The sequence below is a fragment of the Winogradskyella sp. Asnod2-B02-A genome (assembly GCF_045063645.1).
Taxonomy (GTDB): Bacteria; Bacteroidota; Bacteroidia; order Flavobacteriales; family Flavobacteriaceae; genus Winogradskyella.
The window spans coordinates 178,887-201,802 of the sequence record NZ_JBEFOG010000026.1; the positions used below are offsets into that span (position 1 = coordinate 178,887).

Here is a 22,916-nt window from a genome sequence, read left to right on the forward strand (position 1 = left end):
TAGCAAGTAGGGAAGAACCAAGCAATTAATTATACATGGTGTTGTAGGTAGTGCTTATTTCCAAAATTCCTCTGCTCTTGCTTTTAATTCTATAACTCTCCTTTCAACAAAATCTTTTTCTTTTTGGTCTCTTAAATAGTATGCTGGATAATATAAATACCATTTGTCCTCTACGTTAATAATTTGAGGAATCTCAAGGTAGTATTTGTTGTCATTATAAGTCATTTCAACCGTTATTTCAGCCCAATCTCCAATTATAGTCTTACCAAAACTACCATATGACTTTATTTTTTGGAGCTTATAATAAATAGTGTCCAAGACTGCTTTATTAATTTCAAATTCTTTGTCCGTTTTCATTATGTCCAAAATATATCTAGCTCTGACTAAGAAATTATTGGTTCTATCATCATACTTTTCTTCCAGTTTATTTAAAATGGCCACAGTATCATTTTCTTGTGGATTGAATTTTATGTTATCAATGAATAGTTTTTTTTGTTTTTCTAAAGGAATGGCAATATTCAAATACTCTAAAGTGTCCTTTTTTCTTAGGAATTTAATTACAGACAATGCTATGTCTTTTGGTGTATTCTCTGGGATAGTTAAAACTCCTGCGTTTAGTTGATCTATTTTTTCTTTAGAAACATCTTTGATATCTATCAAGTTAATCTCGAATGTATTTGAAATTAATGTGTTTTCATAAGTTTCTTTGTTATCAATTAACGTCTCTGTGTTATATTCAACAATAGCTTTGACAAAGCATTTTTCTTTTAAATCGAAGTAATATTTGCCATTGCCAAATTCAGATAGTTTGTATTTTCCATTGATATTTTCAGGTAATGATAACTCCGATATGTCAATTTCTCCTTTTAAAATGGCATATTCACTTCCATTAAGGTTTTCATATCCAGAGAATAATAGTTTTAATTTACCTGTTGAATTAACAATTGTGTCACCTATTCTTAAAGGTAAACTGTGTGGAATTTCATTACTTTCTCCAATTCTTAATTCTTTTGTTGGTAATGGAAGAATTTTTAAGCTACCAAAATTATATTGTTTATTCTTAGAAAGAAATGTACCATCTGATTTGAAATTTTTTATTATGCTGTTCTCTTGAGTTTTAAATAAAGTGTCTTTTGTATTATCATTTTTGATTTTTACAGTAAAGTTCTCAAAACATAGGTCTGCTAAATTATTTGCTTTACTTTTTATTATGAGTGTTCCTTTTCCAGAAATATTTGATTCGAACGTGTCATTTTTTTCTCGATTTTTATTTAAGATATGAGTTGTTTGTCTCATAGAATAAACATACTCTTTTTCATTTTCAAAGTTTAATTCGAAATCTTTCTTATTACAACTTGTTAGAGTTATCAAGCAGAGAATTATTAATGTCTTCTTCATTTGTTTATTCGCTTGGTTGGATGGATTTTGCGTTCGCTCGGCATGTCTAATCCTGAAATATGGCTACAGGTTAAAATTGATTTACGCTGATAATTTATATACCATATTTGGTGTTTTATAGTCTAAAGATAAATGTAATCTTATTTCGTTGTATAGATTAATTACATTTTTTGCAGCTCTTTTAGCGTGTTCCATGTTATCAAAGGTCTGGTCTAGATAAAACTCATCTTTTAATATGCCGTTTACACGCTCAGCGATGGCATTTTCGTAACAATGATTTTCTTGTGTCATATTAATACCTATCTTTTTTCTTTTGAGTATCTGTGTGTATACATTACTACAATATTGTATTCCTCTATCGGAATGATGAATAAGCTGTTTAATTATCCTTAGCTTGATAAATAGCTTTGTTAAGTGCTCTTACACAACCTTTAAGTTCCAAGCTATCACTAAGGTCATACCCAACAATTATCCTAGAATGCATGTCTGTAATTAAAGCTAAGTAACAAAAGCCTTTTACAGTTCTGATGTAGGTTATATCAGATACCCAAACTTGGTTAGGTCTTGTAATTTCTAAGTCTTTTATAATGTTACTATACTTATAAAAACGATGATATGAGTTAGTAGTTCTAGCACTGGTTTTCTTTCTAAGTGTAAGCATTTGATGTTTTCTAAGGATATTGAATAAAGTATCTCTACCAACTTTAAGGTTGGCTTTGGTAAACTCTTTATCTAAGGATTTAATAAGTTTACGCACGCCTTCTCTAGGAAGGGATTTACGTCTTTTACGTACAATTTCTATAATTTGATGCTCTAATTTTAAACGCTTATCAGCTCTGAGCTTATACTTGTAATAAGCATCGCGTTTAAGTCCAAAACAATGGGTTATAGTCTTTAAAGACGCAAATCCCTTAGATTTCTCAATGGCTTTAGTTAAGGCTTTATACTTAACTTTTTTTTTAGCTCATTAACTGATTTATAGCCTAGATCTTCAGCAGCTACTTCTAGGTAGGAATCCAATACCATAGCATCCAGATCCTTTTTAAGCAGTAGTTTTTTAAGCTGTTCAATTTCTTTTTGAAGTGTTTTAATTCTAGATATTTCGTCTTTTGTTTCCACTTTTACTCTTGTGTTCATTAAGTCTTTACGATTATACTTTTTAATCCATTCATTAACCGTTGTAGGTGCAATGGAATAGAGTTTACAAAGTTCGCTCTTTGTATGTTTACCGGTTGTAAGTTCGGCTAAAATTTTTAATTTAAAAGGTTCTGAATACCGTCTAATTACTTTGTCATTTTTGTACATAATGTTTAAAATTATGTAGCCTTTATTCAGGACGACTCAAGCTTGCAGGTAACGTGATTGTGTATGGTTAGTTGCGTGGTTTAGCGACTAAGTTAGCAAACATTTACGAACCCGTGAATATTCCGCAGGAATATTCGCAAGTAGGGAAGAACCTAGCAATTAATTATACACGGTGTTAGGCATAGTTATTTTTTCTTTCCATAGCTATACTCGAAAAATAGATTCAAAAAGTAAATAGACCTTTCGATGTCATAACTACTTTTATAACCTGCAAATTCCTTAAGAACATCAAGAGCTTTCATTCCATAAATATCATCAGACAACTCATCTTTTTTCAGACTTATATATTCTAAAGTATAAGCGCGTATGTCAAAATTCTCATCCTTTTCTCCTTTGTATTGAGCTGGGAAAATATCACTAGTAAACTTTTTTAAATGAACCAATATAGCTGAACTTTCAGCAGTTTTTAATTGTTTTTCTTTTTGAGATAATAGAATTTCAGATTTGCTCAAGCGATTTTGGTATTCAGCTAAAACTAATCTTTGATTTTCAATTTGTTCTTCTAATAATTTCTTTTTTTCATTCAGTTCAGAATATTGCTTCGTAAAATCTTTTAGGTCAGTTTCTTTAGAGTTAATTTGCTTTATTAACAATTCAACTTGTTCCGTTTTTGACTTCAATTCCTCTGATTTATCAAAAATTGGTTTTACAGAGTAGAAGTAGGAACCAATTAAAAATAATAAAGTTATGAGTGGTGTCAGTTTCCAAACAATGGTCAATAAGTCATTTTTTTCTTTCTTATTTATTGACTTTAAAATATCATTAGTTATTTCTAATTTGAGACTTTCAATTGACTCTTTTTCAGGGAATATATTTGTTTCTTCGGTAGTTTCTTCTTTCGTTGTTTGCTCTTCTTTTATTTCCTCTTCAGAATCTTTTGAATTGTCTTCCATTGTGTTGTTCTCTAATTATGCCTAACGTTGTTGTGTATGGTTAGTTGCGTGTTTAAGCAACTAATTTAGCAAATAAATCACAGATAGAATATTCCGCAGGAATGTTCGTAAGTCGGCAGTGACCAAGCAATTAATTATACACGTTGTTGCCATTTCGTTGTTTTTTTTCAAAATATCGTTGTGGTCAGTTAATTTACTCTTTCCATCTTTAACGACATAGTTTGGTCAAATAATAAAAAATAAATTTCTTCCTCTCTAGTTTCAATTACAATTTTTAAAATCGAAGATGGATTTTTATAATCAATAATTATCTGATTTTCCTTGTTTAATTTCCAATAACTATCAATTATAATTTGTGACACATTATCAGCATTAGTTTTTTTGAGCGTAAATATTTCATTGTTATCAAAACTAAATTCAGAATCCTTGAATAGTGTTAGATATTTCTCAATCCGAGAGTCTGATGATTCCGCATTGAATTCCGCTTTAGTGCATATCCAATTTCCAACAATATCTTGCAGTTCTTTTTTTTGACTAAAAGACGTGATTGATGATAATAGAAAAATTATAATAATTGCTTGTTTCATATTTGTTCAATATAGCTTTTGCCTTTTCGTTGTTTTAAATTCAGATTCAGATTCCGCAAACTTGCTAAAATTCAGTTTGATTAATAATTTTCAATGTTATCTTCTATTATTTACATAAAGAGTTAGTCCGTAATAGAAAAGTCCCATAAAAATAATAGTAAAGATTATTGAAACGGATTCACGATTTGTATTGGCAATTATCAGTTCAGTTGCAATATTAGAAGCAAAAAAAACTTAATACAATTCTAACAAAGGTTATTTTTAAATATCTCATTAATGAGTTTTCAGATTTTGAGTGCGTTCCGCAATGAATGGCAACGTTGTTGTGTATGGTTAGTTGCGTGGTTAAGCAACTAAGTTAGCAAACTAATCACAGATAGAAAATTCCAGCGGAATTTTCGTAAGTAGGCTAGAACCAAGCAATTAATTATACACGGTGTTACCCAACGTTTTTTTTATTCGACTGTTTGTTTTAATTTCCGATTTCCGCCATTCAATTCAGTCAGTTTTTCTTTTTTTAAACGAAACTCTAAGTCATTAAATTCAATCCATTTTGCACTCGATAATGCAAAACTTATTTTATCATCTTTATTCAGATTCCGAGATTTTAAAATCAGAGTGTCATTAATATTTTTCCACAAACCCTCTGTAAAATCGGAACCGTGTCCTTTATTTACCCAATATTTAAACGTTCTGTCTTCTTTTAAAATTAATTTAATTTCAAATCGTTCTTTACTTCTGCTCTTAAATTCGCCATAGAATAATTTTGTTTTTCTATTTGGTGGCTCAATTTCCATCAAAGAATACATTTTGTTATTAAATATTTCAATAAATTTCTTATCTCGATAAGAATCGGTACAAGTATGGCAGAATTTTAGATTAACAATTTCAATGTTATTTAATTGAAGAGTGTCAATCATTTTATCTGGACAACCAGAATAACCTCCAACTGCACTTACTAAAATTCTTTTTCCATCAAGATATAATTCGGTCGCAATTTGATTAATTCTATTGTCTAACCATTGTTTGTCACTTTCGGTCAGTTTAAAATCTTCTCTAAATCCGCTGTAATTTTTAATACTGTTTATTGTATTCAATTCAGTTTGTAATAGTCGACTTTCAGGTTTGTGAATTGAGTCGAATTCCAAGTTTTTTGGAACGTAATTCATTAAATCGTAATACTCTTTTTTAAATAAAGTTGACGATTCAGGATTTTGAGCAAAAATTAATGTGCTAAAAATTATGTTCAATATGAAAATGGTTTTTGTATTATACTGATATAGGTTGACCTTTTTTTGTTAATATTATCACGTTCAAAAGATTTTTTTTAGCCGTTTAGAAGGCAAAAAAATAGTTTGAACTAGGTCTGTTCTTAAATCGTAAGCTCAGGTTCGTAGGATATGTCAAAACTATAGAATCTACTTTTTTATAATTCTGCGACCAACCCAAAGTCGAGAAGAAGATAAATAGTAAAATGACTAAAGTTCGTTTTTTCATATGTGTGCTAACGTGTTTGTGTATGGTTAGTTGCGTGGTTCAGCAACTAATTTAGCAAACTTTTACGAACCCGTGAATATTCCGAAGGAATATTCGCGAGTAGGCAAGAAAGAAGCAATTAAATATACGCGGTGTTAGCGGTAGTTTTTATTGTTACGTATTCTATATGTTCGGATTATATTTTCTAATTGTTGTTGTGTGATATTTAATTGGTCAATTTCGACTTTTTCAAATATTTCTTCGTCATACAAATAAGTCAGATAGGATTTTGCGGATTTTCCATATCCTTCCTGAATAACTTGTTCATCTTCGATATTCGACCAATTTTTAAATTCAGTTGTTATTGTTTCTATTCCTTTATTATCGATAATTATTTGAGGCTTATTGTTAAAGAATTTTCGCAATTCTTTTATAGAACTATAAATTCCAATTAAACCCATTATTCCTCCCAATATGTAACTTTTATTCGTTCCTTTTGTAATAAAATATATTCCAAGACCAATTATAAAAATTGAAATAATTAGTTCAAACAATCCTAACGATTTAGAATACTTAATTATAGTTTTTGGTGGAAGAGAATAATCTTCTCTATAAACATCTTCTTTGTCGAATTTTTTTGCGAGTTTTTTTAATTCTTTTTTGTCTTCAAGAGCCCTAATTTCAGTTTTTTCATATATATTTCCGTCATTCCAAATTAGTTTTTCTTGAATTGCTCTTTTTTTTAATTCGTGAACGTTTCTGACATTTTCAAATGCCCAAATTCGCCATTTAGTAATCATAAAACTCCAAACTAACCAAGCAACTACAAAACCTAAAACAAACCCAATTCCAATTCCCCATTTTGGAATTAAATTTTGATTCGATAAATAAAATGACAATGCAGGAATTCCAATAATGCATATAAAGACAGGAATATTCACAATGATATGTCCTCTATTTATTGCCTTATTAACTGAAATTTCTTGTCTCATTTAGTTGGTCAAATTACCGCTAACTTGTTATATCAAAACAAATATAACTGTTTATACATTATAATTTCGGGATAACAACACTTCCTTTGTACTTTTACGGGATTTTGTTATCGCTTCTACGGTTGTATCTAATGGACTGCTAATCTGCATAAGATCTTTGTGTGCCACGTGCGTATAAATCATTGTTGTCTCTGGTTTTGCATGACCTAATAACAATTGTATATGGCGAAGATCTACTCCGTTTTCCATTAAATGTGTAGCATAACTGTGTCTTAAAACATGTGGTGTCACTTGCTTTTTTATGCCTGCTAACTCACAGCTCTTCTTTAAAAAATGCCGAATACTAGAGGCAGAATATGGACCTCCATCACGTCCTTCTATTACAAAATTTTGAGGACGGTAAGTATTTAAATAGTTTAATAGTAATGGCGTCAATACTTTGCTCATTACAACACTACGATCCTTTCGGCCTTTGCCTTGGTGTACTCTCAGAGAGTTTCTGTCAAAATCAAGCGCACTAATTTGTAGCTCTAAAAGTTCACCTATCCTTAACCCACAAGAATATAAAAGACCTAGAATTGCTCTGTGTTTTAAATTTTTAGTCACTCTAATAAGATCTATAATTTCTTCTCGAGATAATACAACGGGTAGTTTCTTATTCTTTTTTGGTCGTTTTAAGTCGTCTGCATTTAATTCTGGTAACTGGCAATAGTCAATAAAATATTTCAAAGCGCTTACACTTTGTCTATGGCTGCTAATACTAAAGTTTTCTTTAGCCAGTACAACTTCAAAAAAAAGATCAATGTCCTTTTTTCCTATGGCAGAAATGGCTTGTGGTTTGTAAAAATGCATGAATCGTAATATAAAATAGCCATAAGAACGCACTGTACTTTGACTTAAGCGCTTGCCTCTCAAAAATCCAGTATATGCCTTTAAAAGTTCCTTGTAATTTAGGGGTAGAGCAGCAAACATTTCTGTCATACTGGCACTAGGTTTCAGTTTTGTTACAGGTTTATAAGTTTTTTCGATGGGTTTGGAAAGCGCAGTGTAATCTACGTAATAGCCATGGTTTTTAAAATACTTATATAGGATATTAACCCTATCTTTAGAAAAAAGCACATAGTATGTGTTATGTGTAGAAGACCATTTTATGCCATCAATAGCTTTTACAATCTTCTTTGTGGCTAATGCGAATATAAATTTAATGGCGACTTGATCTTTGTCGCCATGACTAAATTTAGATAAGGTAATGGTTTTTGTGTTTGACATACGTTAACAGATTATTAATCTGTAAATTACATTAAAACCATAACAAAATAATGTAATTTAAAAAGATACTACAATCTGTAGCTAAAAATATCAAAACTCAGATTGTTTACTCAGAAAGCTCTTCCATAGTGTGATATACATTCTGTACATCATCATCTTCTTCTAACTTTTCTAAAAGCTTCTCAACATCCTCAGCTTGTGCTGCAGTAATTTTCTTTGTCACTTGCGGAATACGTTCAAAACCAGAAGAAATAATTTCAATATCATTGGCTTCTAGATAAGATTGAATACTACCAAAACTTTCAAAAGGAGCATAGATCATAATGCTTTTTTTCTCATTACCTTCTTCATCCTCATCGATATCTTCAAAAATTTCATCAACACCAAAATCAATCAGTTCTAATTCTAATTCTTCTAGGTCAAAATCTTTATCTTCAATTTTAAAGTTACATGTATGGTCAAACATAAAAACTACAGAACCAGAAGTACCTAAACTTCCGTCTGTTTTATTAAAATAAGATCTTACATTAGCTACTGTACGCGTATTATTATCCGTTGCTGTTTCAATAAGCACTGCAATACCATGTTGCGCATAACCTTCAAAAAGCACTTCTTTATAATCGCCTTGATCTTTTTCACTCGCTTTTTTAATAGCGCGTTCCACATTATCCTTTGGCATATTTACAGCTTTTGCATTCTGTATTACTGCTCTAAGACGTGAGTTACTATCAGGATCTGGACCACCTTCTTTTACAGCCATTACAATGTCTTTACCAATACGTGTAAAGGCTTTGCTCATGGCAGACCAACGTTTCATTTTTCTTGCTTTTCTAAATTCGAAAGCTCTTCCCATAGTAAAAAAAGTTATAAATTATTATGTATTTTAAATGCCTAAAATTAGGTACAAGCAAATTTAAGAAAATATTAAAAATGCCGAAAAAAGATTAAACTTTATTATCAATATAATATTGGTAAAAAAAACTAGTCTTCCTCTTCTACAATTGTCTCTATTGCTTGTGCTAGCTGAAAATCTTTATTAGTAACTCCATCAGCATCATGTGTAGAAAGCGATATTTTAAGAACATTGTAAATATTACTCCAATTAGGATGATGATTTAAGGCCTCACACTCAAAAGCAATTCGGCTCATAGCACTAAAGCAATCTTTAAAATTCTCAAATTCATATTCGGTATGAATGGCATTATCATAATACTCCCATTCCGGAAGCTGAGATAATTTTTTTTCTATGGTGATATCGTCTAATTTCATAATATATTTTTGATAGGTTTAAAATTAATAAAATTTGAAGTATTTCAGTTTTAAAATGGATTATGTTATACTAACTTATTTAGAGAGTTCTTCCAACACTTCCTCACTTGTAATATGAAGATGTTTAGGTAATTTACTATACTTACCAAGCACAGCTAAATACCTATCATCATTGGTTGTAAATACATTTTTTAAAACTACTTTTTTTTCTGTAATGATGGCTAAAACATTAGAAATAAATTCATCATGATGCACTAAATCTGAGCTGCCTAAATGAAAAATTCCATGCTTATTTCGGTTAATGATATAATGAATTTGTTGTGTGAGTTTTTTATCGAGCATCACATTCATGATTAAATTCGGAAAAACTTCGACCGATTCATTTTCTGATATAAACATTTTCATTTCTTGTATTCTAGGTGAATTTGCACCAAATACCATAGGTAATCTAATAATCACAACTTGCTTTTTAGGCAAGCGTAATAACATGTTTTCAATCTTTATTTTGAAATGACCATAAACACTATGACTCAATGTTTTGTCTAATTCGTAACTAGGAAATTTACTATAAGCATCAAAAACATTGGCAGAAGACAGAAAGATAAATTTACAACCAGAAGCCACTACGTATTCGGCAATATGCTGATGAGCAATTACTTGTGCGTTAAAATCACCACGCAGTGCCGAAATAATTATAGAGGGTTTAGTTGCTTCTAAAATCTCATAGACATCATCTTCTTCAACATTATAATGAAAGAATTGATGATTAGTTTCATGCACCTTTTTTGGATTGCGATACGTTCCATAAGTTCTAAAATAAGGGCCTAATTCCTTATAAATGGCATTGCCAATATAACCACTTGCTCCAAGTATTAATACACGGTGTTTTTGAGGATCTAAATGTTTCTTCGTCATTAATCAATCTACAAGCTTAGAAGTTTATCCTTTATAAAAAGGTGCCTTAACAACCGTTGCAGGAATGGCTTTTTTACGCACCTGAATAAATATTTTACTATCTACTTTAGAAAATACAGTTGGTACATAACCCATACCAATACCAATGCCTAAACTTGGGCTCATTGTACCAGAGGTAACATTACCAATAGTTTTTCCGCTGCTGTCTACAATATCGTAACCATGACGAGGAATACCACGTTCATCGAGTTTAAAAGCCACTAATTTACGTTCTGGAGTATGTTCTTTTTCGGCTTTTAAAGCGTCGCTATTAGTAAAATCTTTGTTGAATTTACAAACCCAGCCTAACCCGGCTTCAATTGGCGACGTTGTATCGTCAATATCATTGCCATATAAACAGTAACCCATTTCTAAACGCAAAGTGTCTCTTGCTGCTAAACCTATAGGTTTAATGCCAAAATCTGCACCAGCTTCAAAAACTTTATCCCAAACTTGTTTTACTTCTGTGTTTTTACAGTAAATCTCAAAGCCACCACTACCAGTATAACCTGTAGCCGAAATAATCACATTTTCAACACCTGCAAAATCACCAACAACAAAATTATAGAATTTTATGGCAGATAAATCATGACTCGTTATAGACTGCATAGCTTCAACAGCTTTAGGACCTTGAATAGCTAACAACGAATAATCTTCACTTAAATCGCGCATCTCAGCACCAACATCATTTTTAGAGGATATCCAATTCCAATCTTTTTCAATATTACTAGCATTAACAACTAATAAATACGTTTCTTCTTTTAATTTATAAATGATTAAATCATCTACAACACCACCATCATCATTTGGTAAACAGCTATATTGTGCTTTTCCTATCTCTAATTTAGAAGCATCATTACTCGATACTTTTTGAATCAATTCTAATGCATGTGGACCTTCAATTAAAAACTCACCCATATGAGAGACATCAAACACACCAACAGCTTTTCTAACTGTTTCGTGTTCTATATTTACACCTTCATATTGTACAGGCATGTTATAGCCAGCAAAAGGAACCATTTTAGCACCAAGTGCTTCGTGAGTAGAGGATAAAGCAGTATCTTTCATTGTGAATTGTTTTAATTTTAGATGTGCAAAACTACATAAATTTTACGAAGAATTTCATAATTTAATGCTAAGGAAATTGAGGATTTTTCAAAGAAATCAGTCTCAAGTTTTAAGTCTGAAATTATATTGGATATTCTAAAAATCCATAATCCAATCGTCAATAGCTTTATCATCAGAGCCGTGTAAAACCGAAATATCTCCTGTAGATTCAAAAACTACAGCCTTTACTTCTGAAAGTTGAATGACATTGGCTTCACGTAATTTAGCTTTTACATCAGATTCGGTCACTTTGCATTTCTTCAAATTAGCGGCAATAAGTTGACCATTTTGCATTAATAAGGTCGGTTTATTATCTACTAAATTTCTAATGGGTTTCCAGTGTCTTGCAGCTGCAACTGCCATTTGTAAACTATAAATAATAACTAAACCAATAATACCATATTGAAGCGATACGGATTTTGAAACAATAACAGTGGCTAATATAGAACCAATAGAAACCGTCATAGCAAAATCGAAACTAGACATTTTAGAAAAACTACGCTTCCCACTAATGCGTGTTAAAATCACTAAAGCAATGTAAATACCTATTGCAGAAAGTAATATTGCAAAAAGTCCGTCTGCAGAAAATTTAAACCAATCATCCATGTTCTTATAATTTTAGAATTTATAGACCCAATATGCTATGAATTACCTTGATGTTTTAACTCATTTCATATTTAAATTACTTTAATTGCATTTTTACCAAATGCGTTAATTCTTTTTGTGATTGTAGCAGCCGCTTTTAAAACGATATTGGATATTAGTAGAAGAATCACAAATTGAAATAAAAAATGACCATACTAGGAAATATTATAAAAGGAGTTATTGAATTGAAGGATACATTTACGTCCGAAATTATTCACGAAGAAGCCCAAGAAAAAGTGCTTAAAGATTTGCTAGAAACGGCTAAAAGCACGCAATTTGGAAAATTTTACGATTTTGAAAGCATACTTGAAGCTTCCAATTTGCAACAAAGTTTCGCTAAGCATGTGCCTTATTACGATTATAATAAAATTAACGACAAATGGTGGCACAAACTTCACGATGGCGAAACTGATGTGACGTGGCCAGGCAATCCATCGTATTTTGCATTGAGTTCTGGTACAACTGGGAAAACGAGTAAACGCATTCCGGTTACAGATGCTATGATTGAAGCCATAAGAAGCTCAGGAATTAAACAAGTGTTTGCCTTAAATAATTTTAACCTTCCTGCAGATTTCTTTGAAAAGGAAATTATGATGCTCGGTAGTTCTACAGATTTAATTGAAAAAGACGACCATAAAGAGGGCGAAATTAGCGGTATTAGTGCGAGTAATATTCCGTCGTGGTTTAGAGAATACTATAAACCTGGCGAAGAAATTTCACAGATAGATGATTGGGACGACCGTGTGCAACGTATTGCAGAACGTGCAAAAGATTGGGATATTGGTGCCTTAAGTGGCATTCCGTCTTGGATAGAATTAATGCTTCAAAAAGTGATAGACTATCATAATTTAAACCACATTCACGAGATTTGGCCCAACTTACAAGTATATACATCTGGAGGTGTGGCTTTTGCACCATATGAAAAAAGTTTTAAGGCCTTATTAGGAAAACCAGTAACCGTTATTGATACTTATTTGGCTTCTGAAGGTTACATTGCCACGCAAGTACGACCAGAAACTGATGCCATGCAACTGAATACAGATAATGGTATTTATTTTGAATTTGTGCCGTTTAAGCCAGAATATATAAATGAAGATGGTTCGCTAAAAAATGAAGCACCAGCTTTAACCTTGCAAGAGGTTGAATCGAATCAAGATTATGTGCTTATCATAAGTACAGTGAGTGGAGCTTGGCGTTATTTAATTGGCGATACTATAGAATTTACAGATGTGAAACGTGCCGAAATTAAAATTACTGGAAGAACTAAATTCTTTTTAAACACGGTTGGTTCGCAATTATCAGTGAATAAAATGGATGCCGCAATGCGCGAATTAGAAGAAAAATTTGATACTACCATTTCAGAATATACCATTTGCGCCAAACGAGGTGATAATGGCGAGTTTTATCATTATTGGTATTTAGGTTCTGATTTAGAAGGTGTTGCTAACTCTGAAATTGCCAACGCTTTAGATGAGAGTTTAAAAAATGCGAACAAAAATTATAAAGTAGCAAGAAGTAAAGCATTGCATGGTGTTAAAGTAAATGTAATTTCGCCAGAACGTTTTTACGATTGGAATGAACGAAACAAGAAAAAAGGTGGACAAGTAAAAATGGAACGGGTTATGGGAGAAGAGAAGTTCGCTGATTGGGAAACGTTTATTAATGAATCTTAATAGGTTTCAACTGAATAAAACATTAAAAAAGTTATTATGAAAATAATAGCTTTTTTGTTTTTACAACTTTAAAATGTTAGGAGTTATCAATCTTTAATCAATGTTTGTGCTGCATCTCTATGTGCTACTAATTCCATAATTTCTTCAGGCGATAAGTAATATTTTACAATTCTCTCTTTATAAGATGGTGTAATATCAGCGTGGTTTAATATAAAGTCTTTCGTTTTTAATATATAGTCTTCCATACCTTGCGCTACAGCAAAACTATCTGCACAGCGTTCTGCCTCAATAATAGAATTTTCAGAAAACAAATACTTTAGTCCAAACCAAATAAGATTCCCTTTTGTTCTATCTTGGTAATCCATTATATGACCTAATTCGTGACCAATCCAACCAATAAAAATATCATCAGGTATGTGTCTCGTTAAGAATTCCTTATCTGCAATTTTAAATTTCTCACTAATAAGAATAACGTAATTTCTATTCTTTTTAGACTTAAAAAAGCTTCCAAATGTGGGTCGCGCTTGCATCGTCGATTTTTTAATATTCTTTTTAAATCTAAATTCTATATTAATTTCTTCTAATTGCGGATAATAGGCTAAAGCCGTTTCTACATTGGTTCTTATGTCTTCAGGTATTTTGTGCTGTGCACTCATATATTGTGTACTTAGTATTACTATTAAAATCATGAATTTTTTCATAATAATTCAATGTAAGTTTTACTATAATTTTAGCTTAAAGGTTATGCTGTAAATCTTAACTCATTTGAATGGATGGATAGTTTAATTCAATTATTTTTAAAATACTACAATATGTAGCAACTATACGCTGTTAAATGTAGTAATTTTGTATTTCAAAATAATTTAAAGAAAGAGGAGGAAAAATAATTGTCTTTTCAACGTACCCAAGAAAAATTAAAAATACTCGCAGATGCTGCTAAGTATGATGTGTCATGCTCGTCTAGTGGAAGTAAACGCGCCAATACCAATAAAGGTTTAGGAGATGCCACAGGCATGGGAATTTGTCATTCTTATACCGAAGATGGTCGCTGTGTATCTTTATTAAAAATTCTATTAACAAACCATTGTATTTTCGATTGTGCGTATTGCGTCACCCGAAAAAGTAATGATGTAAAACGTGCTGCATTTAAGGTTCAAGAAGTGGTAGATTTAACCATTAATTTTTACCGCAGAAATTATATTGAAGGTTTATTTCTAAGTTCTGGCATTTTTAAAAGTGCAGATTATACCATGGAACGTTTGGTGGCTGTGGCAAAGAAATTGCGACAAGAAGAAAATTTCAACGGTTATATTCATTTAAAATCTATTCCTGGAGCTTCAGATGAATTAATGCGAGAAGCCGGATTATACGCAGACCGATTGAGCGTAAATATTGAAATTCCTACCGAAGCAGGACTCAAAAAATTAGCACCAGATAAAAAGCGTGAAGATTTTATAAAACCGATGGTTAAGGTGAAAAATGAAATCATTCAATATAATGCCGAAAAGAAACTCATAAAAAGCACACCAAAGTTTGCACCAGCTGGTCAAAGCACACAAATGATTATTGGTGCTAGTGGTGAGAATGATTTTCAGATTATGCAGACCTCAAATCATTTTTATAAAAACTATAATTTAAAGCGTGTGTATTATTCGGGTTACGTGCCTATAAGTTATGATAACCGTTTGCCACAAATAGGCAGTGCTGTGCCAATGTTGCGTGAAAATAGATTGTACCAAACCGATTGGCTAATGCGTTTTTATGGCTTTGATGTGAGTGAAATTTTAAACGAACAACATCAAAATTTAGATTTAGATGTGGACCCAAAATTGAGTTGGGCATTACGAAATCTTCATGAATTTCCTGTTGATGTGAATACCGCTGACCAGCGTATGCTAGCCCGAATTCCAGGTTTAGGAATGAAATCAGTGTTTAAAATTATAAATGCCAGACGCTTCAGAAAATTGAATTGGGAACATCTTAAAAAAATAGGAGTTGCTTTAAATAGAGCACAATATTTTATGGTATGTGATAGCAATCAGTTTGAAAAACGAGATTTAACTTCAGAAAAAATTAAAGGCTTAATTCTTCAGAATTCAACCAGTAAATATCAAAAAATGTTGAGCAATCAATTGAGTTTATTTGGATAGATGCAAGCAAAAAATCTTATATACGACGGAACGTTTGACGGCTTTTTATCAGCCGTTTTTTATGTGTTTGAATTTAAATTAAAAACGGTAACCATTCAAAATGAATTTACCGTACAACAAGGTTTGTTTTCAGAGAATGAATCAATTTCTACAGAAGAAGTTAAAGCCAATCGTGTATGGAATGGTATTAAATCGAAATTATCATCAAATGGGAGTTACCAACTCTATTATGCTTTTTTAAGTGAAGAGGTAGGAGTAGAGGACTTGCTTTTAGATTATATACAGTATGCGTTTTCACAACATAAGAAAGTGGATAAAGATTATTCACATCCTTCTATTTTAAAAATTGCGCAAATTGCAAAATCTGTAGGTAGAGAAAAGCATCGTATGGAAGCTTTTGTGCGCTTTCGCTTAACTAAAGATGATATTTATTTCTCAAATATAGAACCCGATTTTAATGTTTTGCCTTTAATTGAAAAACACTTTAAAAGACGCTACGCTGACCAAAAATGGGTGATTTATGATATAAAGCGTGGCTATGGATTATTCTATGATTTAGAAAAAGTAGAACTTATAAATATGGATTTTCCTGAGAATTTTAACTTTACTAAAACTGACGATGCCTTTTTTGCCACTCAAGAATTCGAATTTCAAAAACTATGGCAAGATTACTTTAAAGCGACCAATATTGAATCAAGAAAAAACATGAAATTACATATTAGGCATATTCCAAAACGCTATTGGAAATATTTAAGTGAGAAGCAGCCTAATTAGACTTTAGTTGCTTAACGTAAGCTTTTGCCCAATCTTCAATACGTGGCCCAAAACATTCTAATATAGCATCTACACCAATCACACTGCCTTTGGCCAAACGACCTAAAACAGCAATAGGTACATCTCCTTTATTTTTTGGTGTAATAACATAACCATCAGCAGTTGTTTCAATGCCTAATTTTGAATGGATAGGTTGTATCAAATCATTTTGAAGTAAATTTTTAATTAAAGGTGTATTGACTTCAAGTAATTTTGGGGCATCTAAAACACTATTAATCATCACAGAACAGCTAACGGATTTATTTTTAGAATTCGTTAAAATCCAGCCTTCAGCTATTAAATTTATATTAGGATCATTGACAAAACCTAGGGTTAAAATATTAGCATCAACTAACGCTAAAACTTGCTGCATACTTTCAATTGGTGGTCCATAAGAATAGCGTTTACTTCGCTCATCTAAGGCAATTACTTTTTCTATAATATCATTGTTCACCTTAGTATGAGAAAAAGTTTTGTATAAAGTTGGCTGACAATGACGCCAAACTTGACCGATACAATAATCGAGAGAAATAGGAATAGTGCCTAAAGCCATCTCAATATAATTCTGAATTAATTTATATGTTGAAATACTACTATCTTGAATTAATGGATGGCTATAATTGTCATCATTTAACCAATTTAGAACTATGACCTCTAATTCTGATGAACTTAAGGTATGTGCTAGGCTTTTCTCTTTTAAGTCTAAAAACACACGTGATGTAATTTTTGCTATAGGATGTGTTAAAAAATCAATGGAGTCTGTTTCAGTTCTATGCTGAGAAACGGCTTCAATTTCAGATTTAAAAAGATCTAATTCTTTTTCAGTCGGTTGGTACCATTTATCGATACTTTCATTCAAAGGTTTTGGAACTAATGGTAAGCCGTCTAATGAGAACGGAATTAGTTTTAAGTCTTGTACTTTACTTTTATAATATATGGTTTCAAAAGTGTCTTTATTTATCACTTTAAAATTTCCAAAATCATTAATGGTGAGGTAACGCATTACGTCAATCATAGCCAAACCAAAACCTCTTAAGCCTATATTTATATTAGTTCTGTTTTTTATAGTCTTAAGTTGTGTAATTGGATACGCATCTTCAAAAAGTGCCAATGATTTATGATGCTTAACATGTGTTCTCCATTGCTCTAGTTGGTCAGACGGTTTTGTGGATTGATGTCCTATAGTTAGGAGTAAGTCATCGTATAACCAAGAATTATTATTGGTTGAGACCTCTAGTTTTTCATTAACTAAATCAATATGTTTTACTTCCGCTTTAATATACTTGAAAGTCTCTAATTGCTCTAAGATAATTTCTAATGAATTGTAACGTGCATTAAGATAATTTCCAAGTTTATTTCGTTCCGGAAAAGTATCAGGTTCATTACTGTTTTGAGAAAATTGGCACCAATCGTGGTACGACGGAAACGCATCAATAGTCTGATTGCTATAATTGATTTTAGGTCGTGTTTCAATGTCAATTAATGCACGCTCCGTAATATTAATCCAATTAGACTCAGGTTGAGATTTATTCCAAACATTTCCACTACCAGGACCATTTGTAGCATCAAAAACATGTATGCCAATGTGTTTATTAGCTTTACTAAGCTCAATAAGAAGGTTCTCTAAAGCGTATAGACCTCTTGGTCCCATGCCTATGATTGCAAGTTGTTTCATATATATTAAAATTAATAAAAAAACCACCTCGTTAAAAGTGGTTTTAGATATATAATGTTAAAAAATTTAGAATTGATATCTCACACCTAGAGCAATATCTAAATCAAGATCATTATTAATATTTCCAAATCCTAGTTCAGGTCTAAAGTCTAAAGATAATAATAAAGGGAAATCGAAACTATATTCTATACCAACGTCTCCTGCTATTAATACAAATGTTTCATTGTAATTTTTTTCATCATTGTAATAGTCATGACCATATGAGCCAAATCCACCACCTGCACCTGCATACCAATTAAAATCACCTTCTAATTGCCAAACCCATTGGTACAGACCTACTAATTTAAAGCCATTATAGTTGTTTCCACTTCGCCAACCGAGATCAGCTTCCAATCGATTATTATCACCTAAAGCGCGTTGGTAAGAAATCTCTGTGCCAAATCCATCGCTGTCTCCAAGTCTTAAGCCAATGGCATTTTTAGAAATGTCTTGAGCCATAGTGACGGTTGTAAATGCAAATAGTGATATACCTAATAAAAATAATTTCTTCATATTAATTTTGAGTTTAAATTCTTAGTTTTAGCAATCTTAAAATTGCTTTTTCTTTTAACGTCAAAATTATGAGTAAATTGAATGATTAGCCATAATTTTAAGATATAATTATAACTCGATTCAATCGATTATTAACGCTTATGCAAAACGTAAATCTTAAGACACTTGAAGAGCTAAAATCTAAATTAGAAGGAGAGTTGCATTTTGATGATTTAATGCGCAAATTATACGCTACAGATGCATCTGTTTACAGAAAATTACCATTGGCTGTTGCTTTGCCTAAAAACAAAGCTGATATTAAGCTTTTGATAGCTTTTGCTAAAGCAAATAAAACGTCTTTAATACCAAGAACGGCAGGAACGTCTTTGGCAGGACAATGTGTAGGTGAAGGTATTGTAGTTGATGTCTCAAAACATTTTACACGGATTTTAGATATTAATGAAGCGGAAAAAACAGTCACCGTTCAACCAGGAGTGGTGAGAGATGAATTGAATAATTACCTAAAACCGTTCGGCTTATTTTTTGGACCAAATACATCAACGTCTACTCGTTGTATGATTGGTGGTATGGTTGGTAATAATTCTTCTGGAACCACATCAATTCAATATGGAGTTACTCGTGAAAAGGTTTTAAATCTTAAAACTATTTTAAGCGATGGCAGTGAAGTGGAATTTTCAAATTTAACTCCAGAAGAATTTCAACAAAAAACAAAATTAACGACGCTTGAAGGTGATATTTATAAAACCATATTTAAAGAATTAGAGCCAGAAAATGTTCAGCAACATATAATTGATAATTTCCCAAAGCCAAGTATCCATAGAAGAAATACGGGTTATGCCATTGATGAGTTAATAAAATCATCTGTATTTTCTAATTCAGATTCAGATTTTAACATGTGTCAATTGTTATCAGGAAGTGAAGGTACGCTTGCGTTTACAACCGAAATTACATTACAATTAGATGATTTGCCACCAAGTGAAAGTGCTATGGTTGCGCTTCATTTTGAAAGTATAGAAACTTGTTTGAAATCCGTTTCTCAAGTGATGCAGCACAATTTGCATACGTGTGAAATGATGGATGATACCATTCTAAATTTAACAAAACACAATAAAACGCAACAAGAAAATAGAGTGTTTATAGAAGGGAATCCGGCTGCAATTTTAATGTGTGAGCTTAAAGCTGCTTCAGACACGGAACTTCAAACACAAATTGATTCCTTATTAGAAACGGTAAAAAGCTTGAATCTCAGTTATGCTAATCCGGTTTTAAAAGGTGATGATATCAATAAAGCTGTAGAATTACGTAAGGCTGGTTTAGGATTATTAGGAAATATTATTGGAGACAAAAAAGCTGTGGCTTGTATTGAAGATACAGCAGTAGCGATTGAAGATTTAGAGAGTTATATATCGGAATTCACAGCGTTGATGGCTTCATACCATCAAAATGCAGTGTATTACGCGCATGCTGGAGCAGGTGAGTTGCATTTACGGCCAATCTTAGACTTAAAGCAAGCTGAAGATGTTGTTTTATTTAGAAAGATAACGACTGATGTTGCAAAATTAGTAAAGAAGTATAAAGGTTCTATGTCTGGTGAGCATGGTGATGGAATTGTAAGGGCAGAGTTTATTCCGTTAATGATTGGAGAGGCAAATTATCAAATTTTAAAACGAATTAAATCGGCTTTTGATTCTGAAAATATCTTTAATCCTCATAAAATAGTTGATGCTTACCCTATGGATAAGAATCTTAGATATGAAGCAGATAGAAAAGAACCTAAAATTGAAACATTATTAGATTTCTCAAGTTCGGAAGGCATTTTACGTGAAGCAGAAAAATGCAATGGTTCTGGTGATTGTAGAAAATTACCTGAGTTTGGAGGCACAATGTGCCCGAGTTTTAGAGCCACGAGAAATGAAAAAGATACCACTAGAGCAAGAGCAAATGCGTTGCGAGAATTTTTAACGCATTCTGAAAAAGCAAACAAGTTTAACCATGAAGAATTAAAACAAGTTTTCGATTTATGTTTAAGTTGTAAAGCATGTGCAAGCGAATGTCCAAGTAGTGTAAATGTGGCAGCTTTAAAAGCCGAATTTCAATATCAATATCAGAAGGCAAATGGTGTGCCTTTTAGAACAAAATTATTTGCTTATAACAATAAAATTAATGGCTTTGCGAGTAGAGTGCCAAGGCTTACAAATTTTATGTTTTCTAATGGATTTACAAGCTCAATTATAAAATCTATTGGAGGCATTGCTAAAGAACGTAGCATTCCGTTAATATCTAGTAGAAGTTTAGATAAGTGCTTTCAAAATGCTCAAATATATAAAGTTGAAGAAAATATTATTAAGAGAGTATTTTTGTTTAATGACGAATTCACAAATCATTTAGATACAGAAATTGGTATTGATGTTATACTACTTTTAACAAAGTTAAATTACAAAGTGTCTATCATTTCTCATGCAGAATCCGGTAGAGCAATGCTTTCAAAAGGACTAGTTGCTGAGGCTAAAAAAATGACGAATAAAAACGTTTCTAAATTCAAAAATATAATATCAGAAACCACACCATTAATTGGTATTGAACCTTCAGCAATTTTAACTTTTAAAGACGAATATATTAAGCTTGCTGATGATAAAGAATCAGCAAAATCTATTGCAAAAAACACCTTTTTAATTGAGGACTTTATTCAACAAGAAATTGCATTAGGAAACATAACATCAGAACAATTCACCAAAGAAGAAAAGACCATTAAATTTCATGGTCATTGTCACCAAAAGGCATTAGCAAATCAAAAGTCGAGTTTTGATGTATTGAACTTACCTGAAAATTATAAAGTTACTATCATACCAAGTGGTTGCTGCGGAATGGCAGGAAGTTTTGGTTATGAAAAAGAACATTACGAGGTTAGTATGCAAATAGGAGAACAAACATTATTTCCTGCGGTAAGAAAAGCTTCAGAAGAGACTTGTATTTCTGCAAATGGAACAAGTTGTAGACACCAGATAAAAGATGGAACAGGGAGAGTGGCAAAACATCCTATTTCAATTTTAAAAGAAGCTTTACTTTAGTTTAGCTTTTTTCTTCTTTTTAGATTTAGGTTGCTCAACTATGGTGATTGCAGCAATTAAATCTTTCATATTCATGTCTTTTATATCTTCATCAGCATAAAAAGCAGATAATTTATCTTTGTTGTAGTTGTAGATTTTCCAACGTTTAAATTGGTATTCTAACGCAGTGAAGTTTTCCACCCAATCACCAGAGTTTAAATACGTTGTTTTGCCGCGTTTATTGCCTACTTGTATCATTTTTGGTTGATGAATATGGCCACAAATCACATAATCATATCCGTTTTCTATGGCTAAATCTGTCGCTACTTTTTCGAAATCGTTGATATATTTTACGGCACCTTTTACGCTATTTTTTATCTTTTGAGATAAGGAATAGCGTTCTTTCCCTAATTTATCAGAACACCAATTCATCACTTGATTGATAAGAATAAGAAAATCATAGCCATAACCGCCAAGTTTAGCGAGCCATTTTGCATTTTGTATAGAAATATCAAAAACATCACCATGGAAAAACCATGCACGTTTTCCGTCTAACTCTAAAACTAATTTATTAACTATAGAAATATTACCAATTTCAGTATCTGTAAATTTACGTAGCATTTCATCATGGTTACCAGTGATGTAAATAACTTCAGTGCCATTGGCAGCAAAGTCCATTATCTTTTTTATCACAGAAAGATGGGACTTAGGAAAGTATCGTTTTTTAAATTGCCAAATATCTACAATGTCACCATTTAAAATTAGTTTTTTAGGCTCAATACTATTCAAATACGTTAATAGTTGTTTTGCATGGCAACCATATGTACCAAGATGCACATCAGATATAACAGCAATTTCAACCTTTCGTTTTATTTTCACGATATTAAAATTAGTATTACAAAGAACTTTCAATTATTTAGAAATTGGGTTATCATATAATTAACTAACTATGAGTAAATTGTTATTAAAAGATGAACTAAATGTTATGAAATGAAAGGATTTAATGAATTTTAGAATTTAGGAAATTATGCATGTCATTTCGGTTTTTATA

22 protein-coding genes are annotated in these 22,916 nt (G+C 31.7%); 4 read left to right on the top strand and 18 right to left on the bottom strand.

The genetic code is table 11. The annotated features are described in order from the left end of the window. Positions 1-54: 54 nt before the first annotated feature. The 14 genes from ACJJVO_RS04330 to ACJJVO_RS04395 form a co-directional block, all read right to left on the bottom strand. On the bottom strand, positions 55-1,398 hold the full coding sequence (locus ACJJVO_RS04330; RefSeq protein WP_405570897.1) for a hypothetical protein: 1,344 nt from the start codon (positions 1,396-1,398) through the stop codon (positions 55-57). A gap of 81 nt (positions 1,399-1,479) precedes the next feature. Then, entirely contained in the window at positions 1,480-1,797 is a 318-nt protein-coding gene (locus ACJJVO_RS04335) for a transposase (protein WP_405572675.1), read from the bottom strand. Then, a complete protein-coding gene (locus ACJJVO_RS04340; protein ID WP_405570899.1) occupies positions 1,778-2,155 on the bottom strand; it encodes a transposase in 378 nt (125 codons plus the stop codon). The genes ACJJVO_RS04335 and ACJJVO_RS04340 overlap by 20 nt, the downstream gene beginning before the upstream one ends. A 176-nt stretch (positions 2,156-2,331) precedes the next feature. Continuing rightward, a complete protein-coding gene (locus ACJJVO_RS04345) occupies positions 2,332-2,703 on the bottom strand; it encodes a transposase (RefSeq protein ID WP_405570902.1) in 372 nt (123 codons plus the stop codon). Between the two features lie 185 nt (positions 2,704-2,888). Continuing rightward, positions 2,889-3,656: a hypothetical protein gene (locus ACJJVO_RS04350; protein ID WP_405570905.1), complete on the bottom strand. Its 768-nt coding sequence runs from the start codon at positions 3,654-3,656 to the stop codon at positions 2,889-2,891. Positions 3,657-3,844: 188 nt separating this feature from the next. Next, on the bottom strand, positions 3,845-4,243 hold the full coding sequence (locus ACJJVO_RS04355) for a hypothetical protein (protein ID WP_405567082.1): 399 nt from the start codon (positions 4,241-4,243) through the stop codon (positions 3,845-3,847). Between the two features lie 455 nt (positions 4,244-4,698). Continuing rightward, complete coding sequence (locus ACJJVO_RS04360; protein WP_405570907.1) at positions 4,699-5,493, bottom strand: hypothetical protein; 795 nt, start codon at positions 5,491-5,493, stop codon at positions 4,699-4,701. A gap of 381 nt (positions 5,494-5,874) precedes the next feature. Beyond that, positions 5,875-6,711, bottom strand: a complete 837-nt coding sequence (locus ACJJVO_RS04365) for a hypothetical protein (protein ID WP_405570909.1) — start codon at positions 6,709-6,711, stop codon at positions 5,875-5,877. 51 nt (positions 6,712-6,762) lie between these two features. Then, positions 6,763-7,980 carry a tyrosine-type recombinase/integrase gene (locus tag ACJJVO_RS04370; protein WP_405570912.1) on the bottom strand — a complete coding sequence of 406 codons (1,218 nt, stop codon included), beginning with the start codon at positions 7,978-7,980 and terminating at the stop codon, positions 6,763-6,765. A gap of 106 nt (positions 7,981-8,086) precedes the next feature. Further along, a complete protein-coding gene (locus ACJJVO_RS04375) occupies positions 8,087-8,833 on the bottom strand; it encodes a YebC/PmpR family DNA-binding transcriptional regulator (RefSeq protein WP_405570914.1) in 747 nt (248 codons plus the stop codon). Positions 8,834-8,961: 128 nt separating this feature from the next. Further along, positions 8,962-9,249, bottom strand: a complete 288-nt coding sequence (locus ACJJVO_RS04380) for a 4a-hydroxytetrahydrobiopterin dehydratase (RefSeq protein ID WP_405570917.1) — start codon at positions 9,247-9,249, stop codon at positions 8,962-8,964. A 75-nt stretch (positions 9,250-9,324) separates the two neighbouring features. Beyond that, a complete protein-coding gene (locus tag ACJJVO_RS04385; protein ID WP_405570920.1) occupies positions 9,325-10,164 on the bottom strand; it encodes a sugar nucleotide-binding protein in 840 nt (279 codons plus the stop codon). A 24-nt stretch (positions 10,165-10,188) separates the two neighbouring features. After that, positions 10,189-11,271, bottom strand: a complete 1,083-nt coding sequence (gene gcvT / locus ACJJVO_RS04390; protein WP_405570923.1) for a glycine cleavage system aminomethyltransferase GcvT — start codon at positions 11,269-11,271, stop codon at positions 10,189-10,191. Positions 11,272-11,406: 135 nt separating this feature from the next. Beyond that, the gene (locus ACJJVO_RS04395; RefSeq protein ID WP_405570926.1) at positions 11,407-11,916 is read right to left on the bottom strand and encodes a DUF421 domain-containing protein; all 510 of its coding nucleotides are present in this window, start codon (positions 11,914-11,916) and stop codon (positions 11,407-11,409) included. 185 nt (positions 11,917-12,101) lie between these two features. On the opposite strand from ACJJVO_RS04395, the gene ACJJVO_RS04400 reads away from it, so the two are divergent. Further along, entirely contained in the window at positions 12,102-13,628 is a 1,527-nt protein-coding gene (locus ACJJVO_RS04400; RefSeq protein ID WP_405570928.1) for a GH3 auxin-responsive promoter family protein, read from the top strand. 86 nt (positions 13,629-13,714) lie between these two features. On the opposite strand, the gene ACJJVO_RS04405 is transcribed toward ACJJVO_RS04400, so the two are convergent. Continuing rightward, entirely contained in the window at positions 13,715-14,329 is a 615-nt protein-coding gene (locus tag ACJJVO_RS04405) for a hypothetical protein (RefSeq protein WP_405570930.1), read from the bottom strand. A 186-nt stretch (positions 14,330-14,515) separates the two neighbouring features. On the opposite strand from ACJJVO_RS04405, the gene ACJJVO_RS04410 reads away from it, so the two are divergent. Together ACJJVO_RS04410 and ACJJVO_RS04415 are read left to right on the top strand one after the other, a co-directional pair. Further along, positions 14,516-15,778 (top strand): putative DNA modification/repair radical SAM protein, encoded by a 1,263-nt coding sequence (locus ACJJVO_RS04410; protein ID WP_405570933.1) that lies wholly within the window; start codon positions 14,516-14,518, stop codon positions 15,776-15,778. Beyond that, complete coding sequence (locus ACJJVO_RS04415; RefSeq protein ID WP_405570935.1) at positions 15,779-16,552, top strand: TIGR03915 family putative DNA repair protein; 774 nt, start codon at positions 15,779-15,781, stop codon at positions 16,550-16,552. It begins immediately after the preceding gene. Here the strand turns inward: ACJJVO_RS04415 and ACJJVO_RS04420 are convergent. After that, positions 16,545-18,266, bottom strand: a complete 1,722-nt coding sequence (locus ACJJVO_RS04420; protein WP_405570936.1) for an FAD/NAD(P)-binding protein — start codon at positions 18,264-18,266, stop codon at positions 16,545-16,547. The two genes, ACJJVO_RS04415 and ACJJVO_RS04420, sit on opposite strands and share 8 nt — an antisense overlap. 66 nt (positions 18,267-18,332) lie before the next feature. Beyond that, positions 18,333-18,818, bottom strand: a complete 486-nt coding sequence (locus ACJJVO_RS04425) for a hypothetical protein (RefSeq protein WP_405570938.1) — start codon at positions 18,816-18,818, stop codon at positions 18,333-18,335. A 140-nt stretch (positions 18,819-18,958) separates the two neighbouring features. On the opposite strand from ACJJVO_RS04425, the gene ACJJVO_RS04430 reads away from it, so the two are divergent. Continuing rightward, a complete protein-coding gene (locus ACJJVO_RS04430; RefSeq protein ID WP_405570940.1) occupies positions 18,959-21,886 on the top strand; it encodes an FAD-binding and (Fe-S)-binding domain-containing protein in 2,928 nt (975 codons plus the stop codon). Here the strand turns inward: ACJJVO_RS04430 and ACJJVO_RS04435 are convergent. Next, on the bottom strand, positions 21,878-22,744 hold the full coding sequence (locus tag ACJJVO_RS04435; protein ID WP_405570942.1) for a UDP-2,3-diacylglucosamine diphosphatase: 867 nt from the start codon (positions 22,742-22,744) through the stop codon (positions 21,878-21,880). The genes ACJJVO_RS04430 and ACJJVO_RS04435 overlap by 9 nt on opposite strands. Positions 22,745-22,916 lie beyond the last annotated feature (172 nt).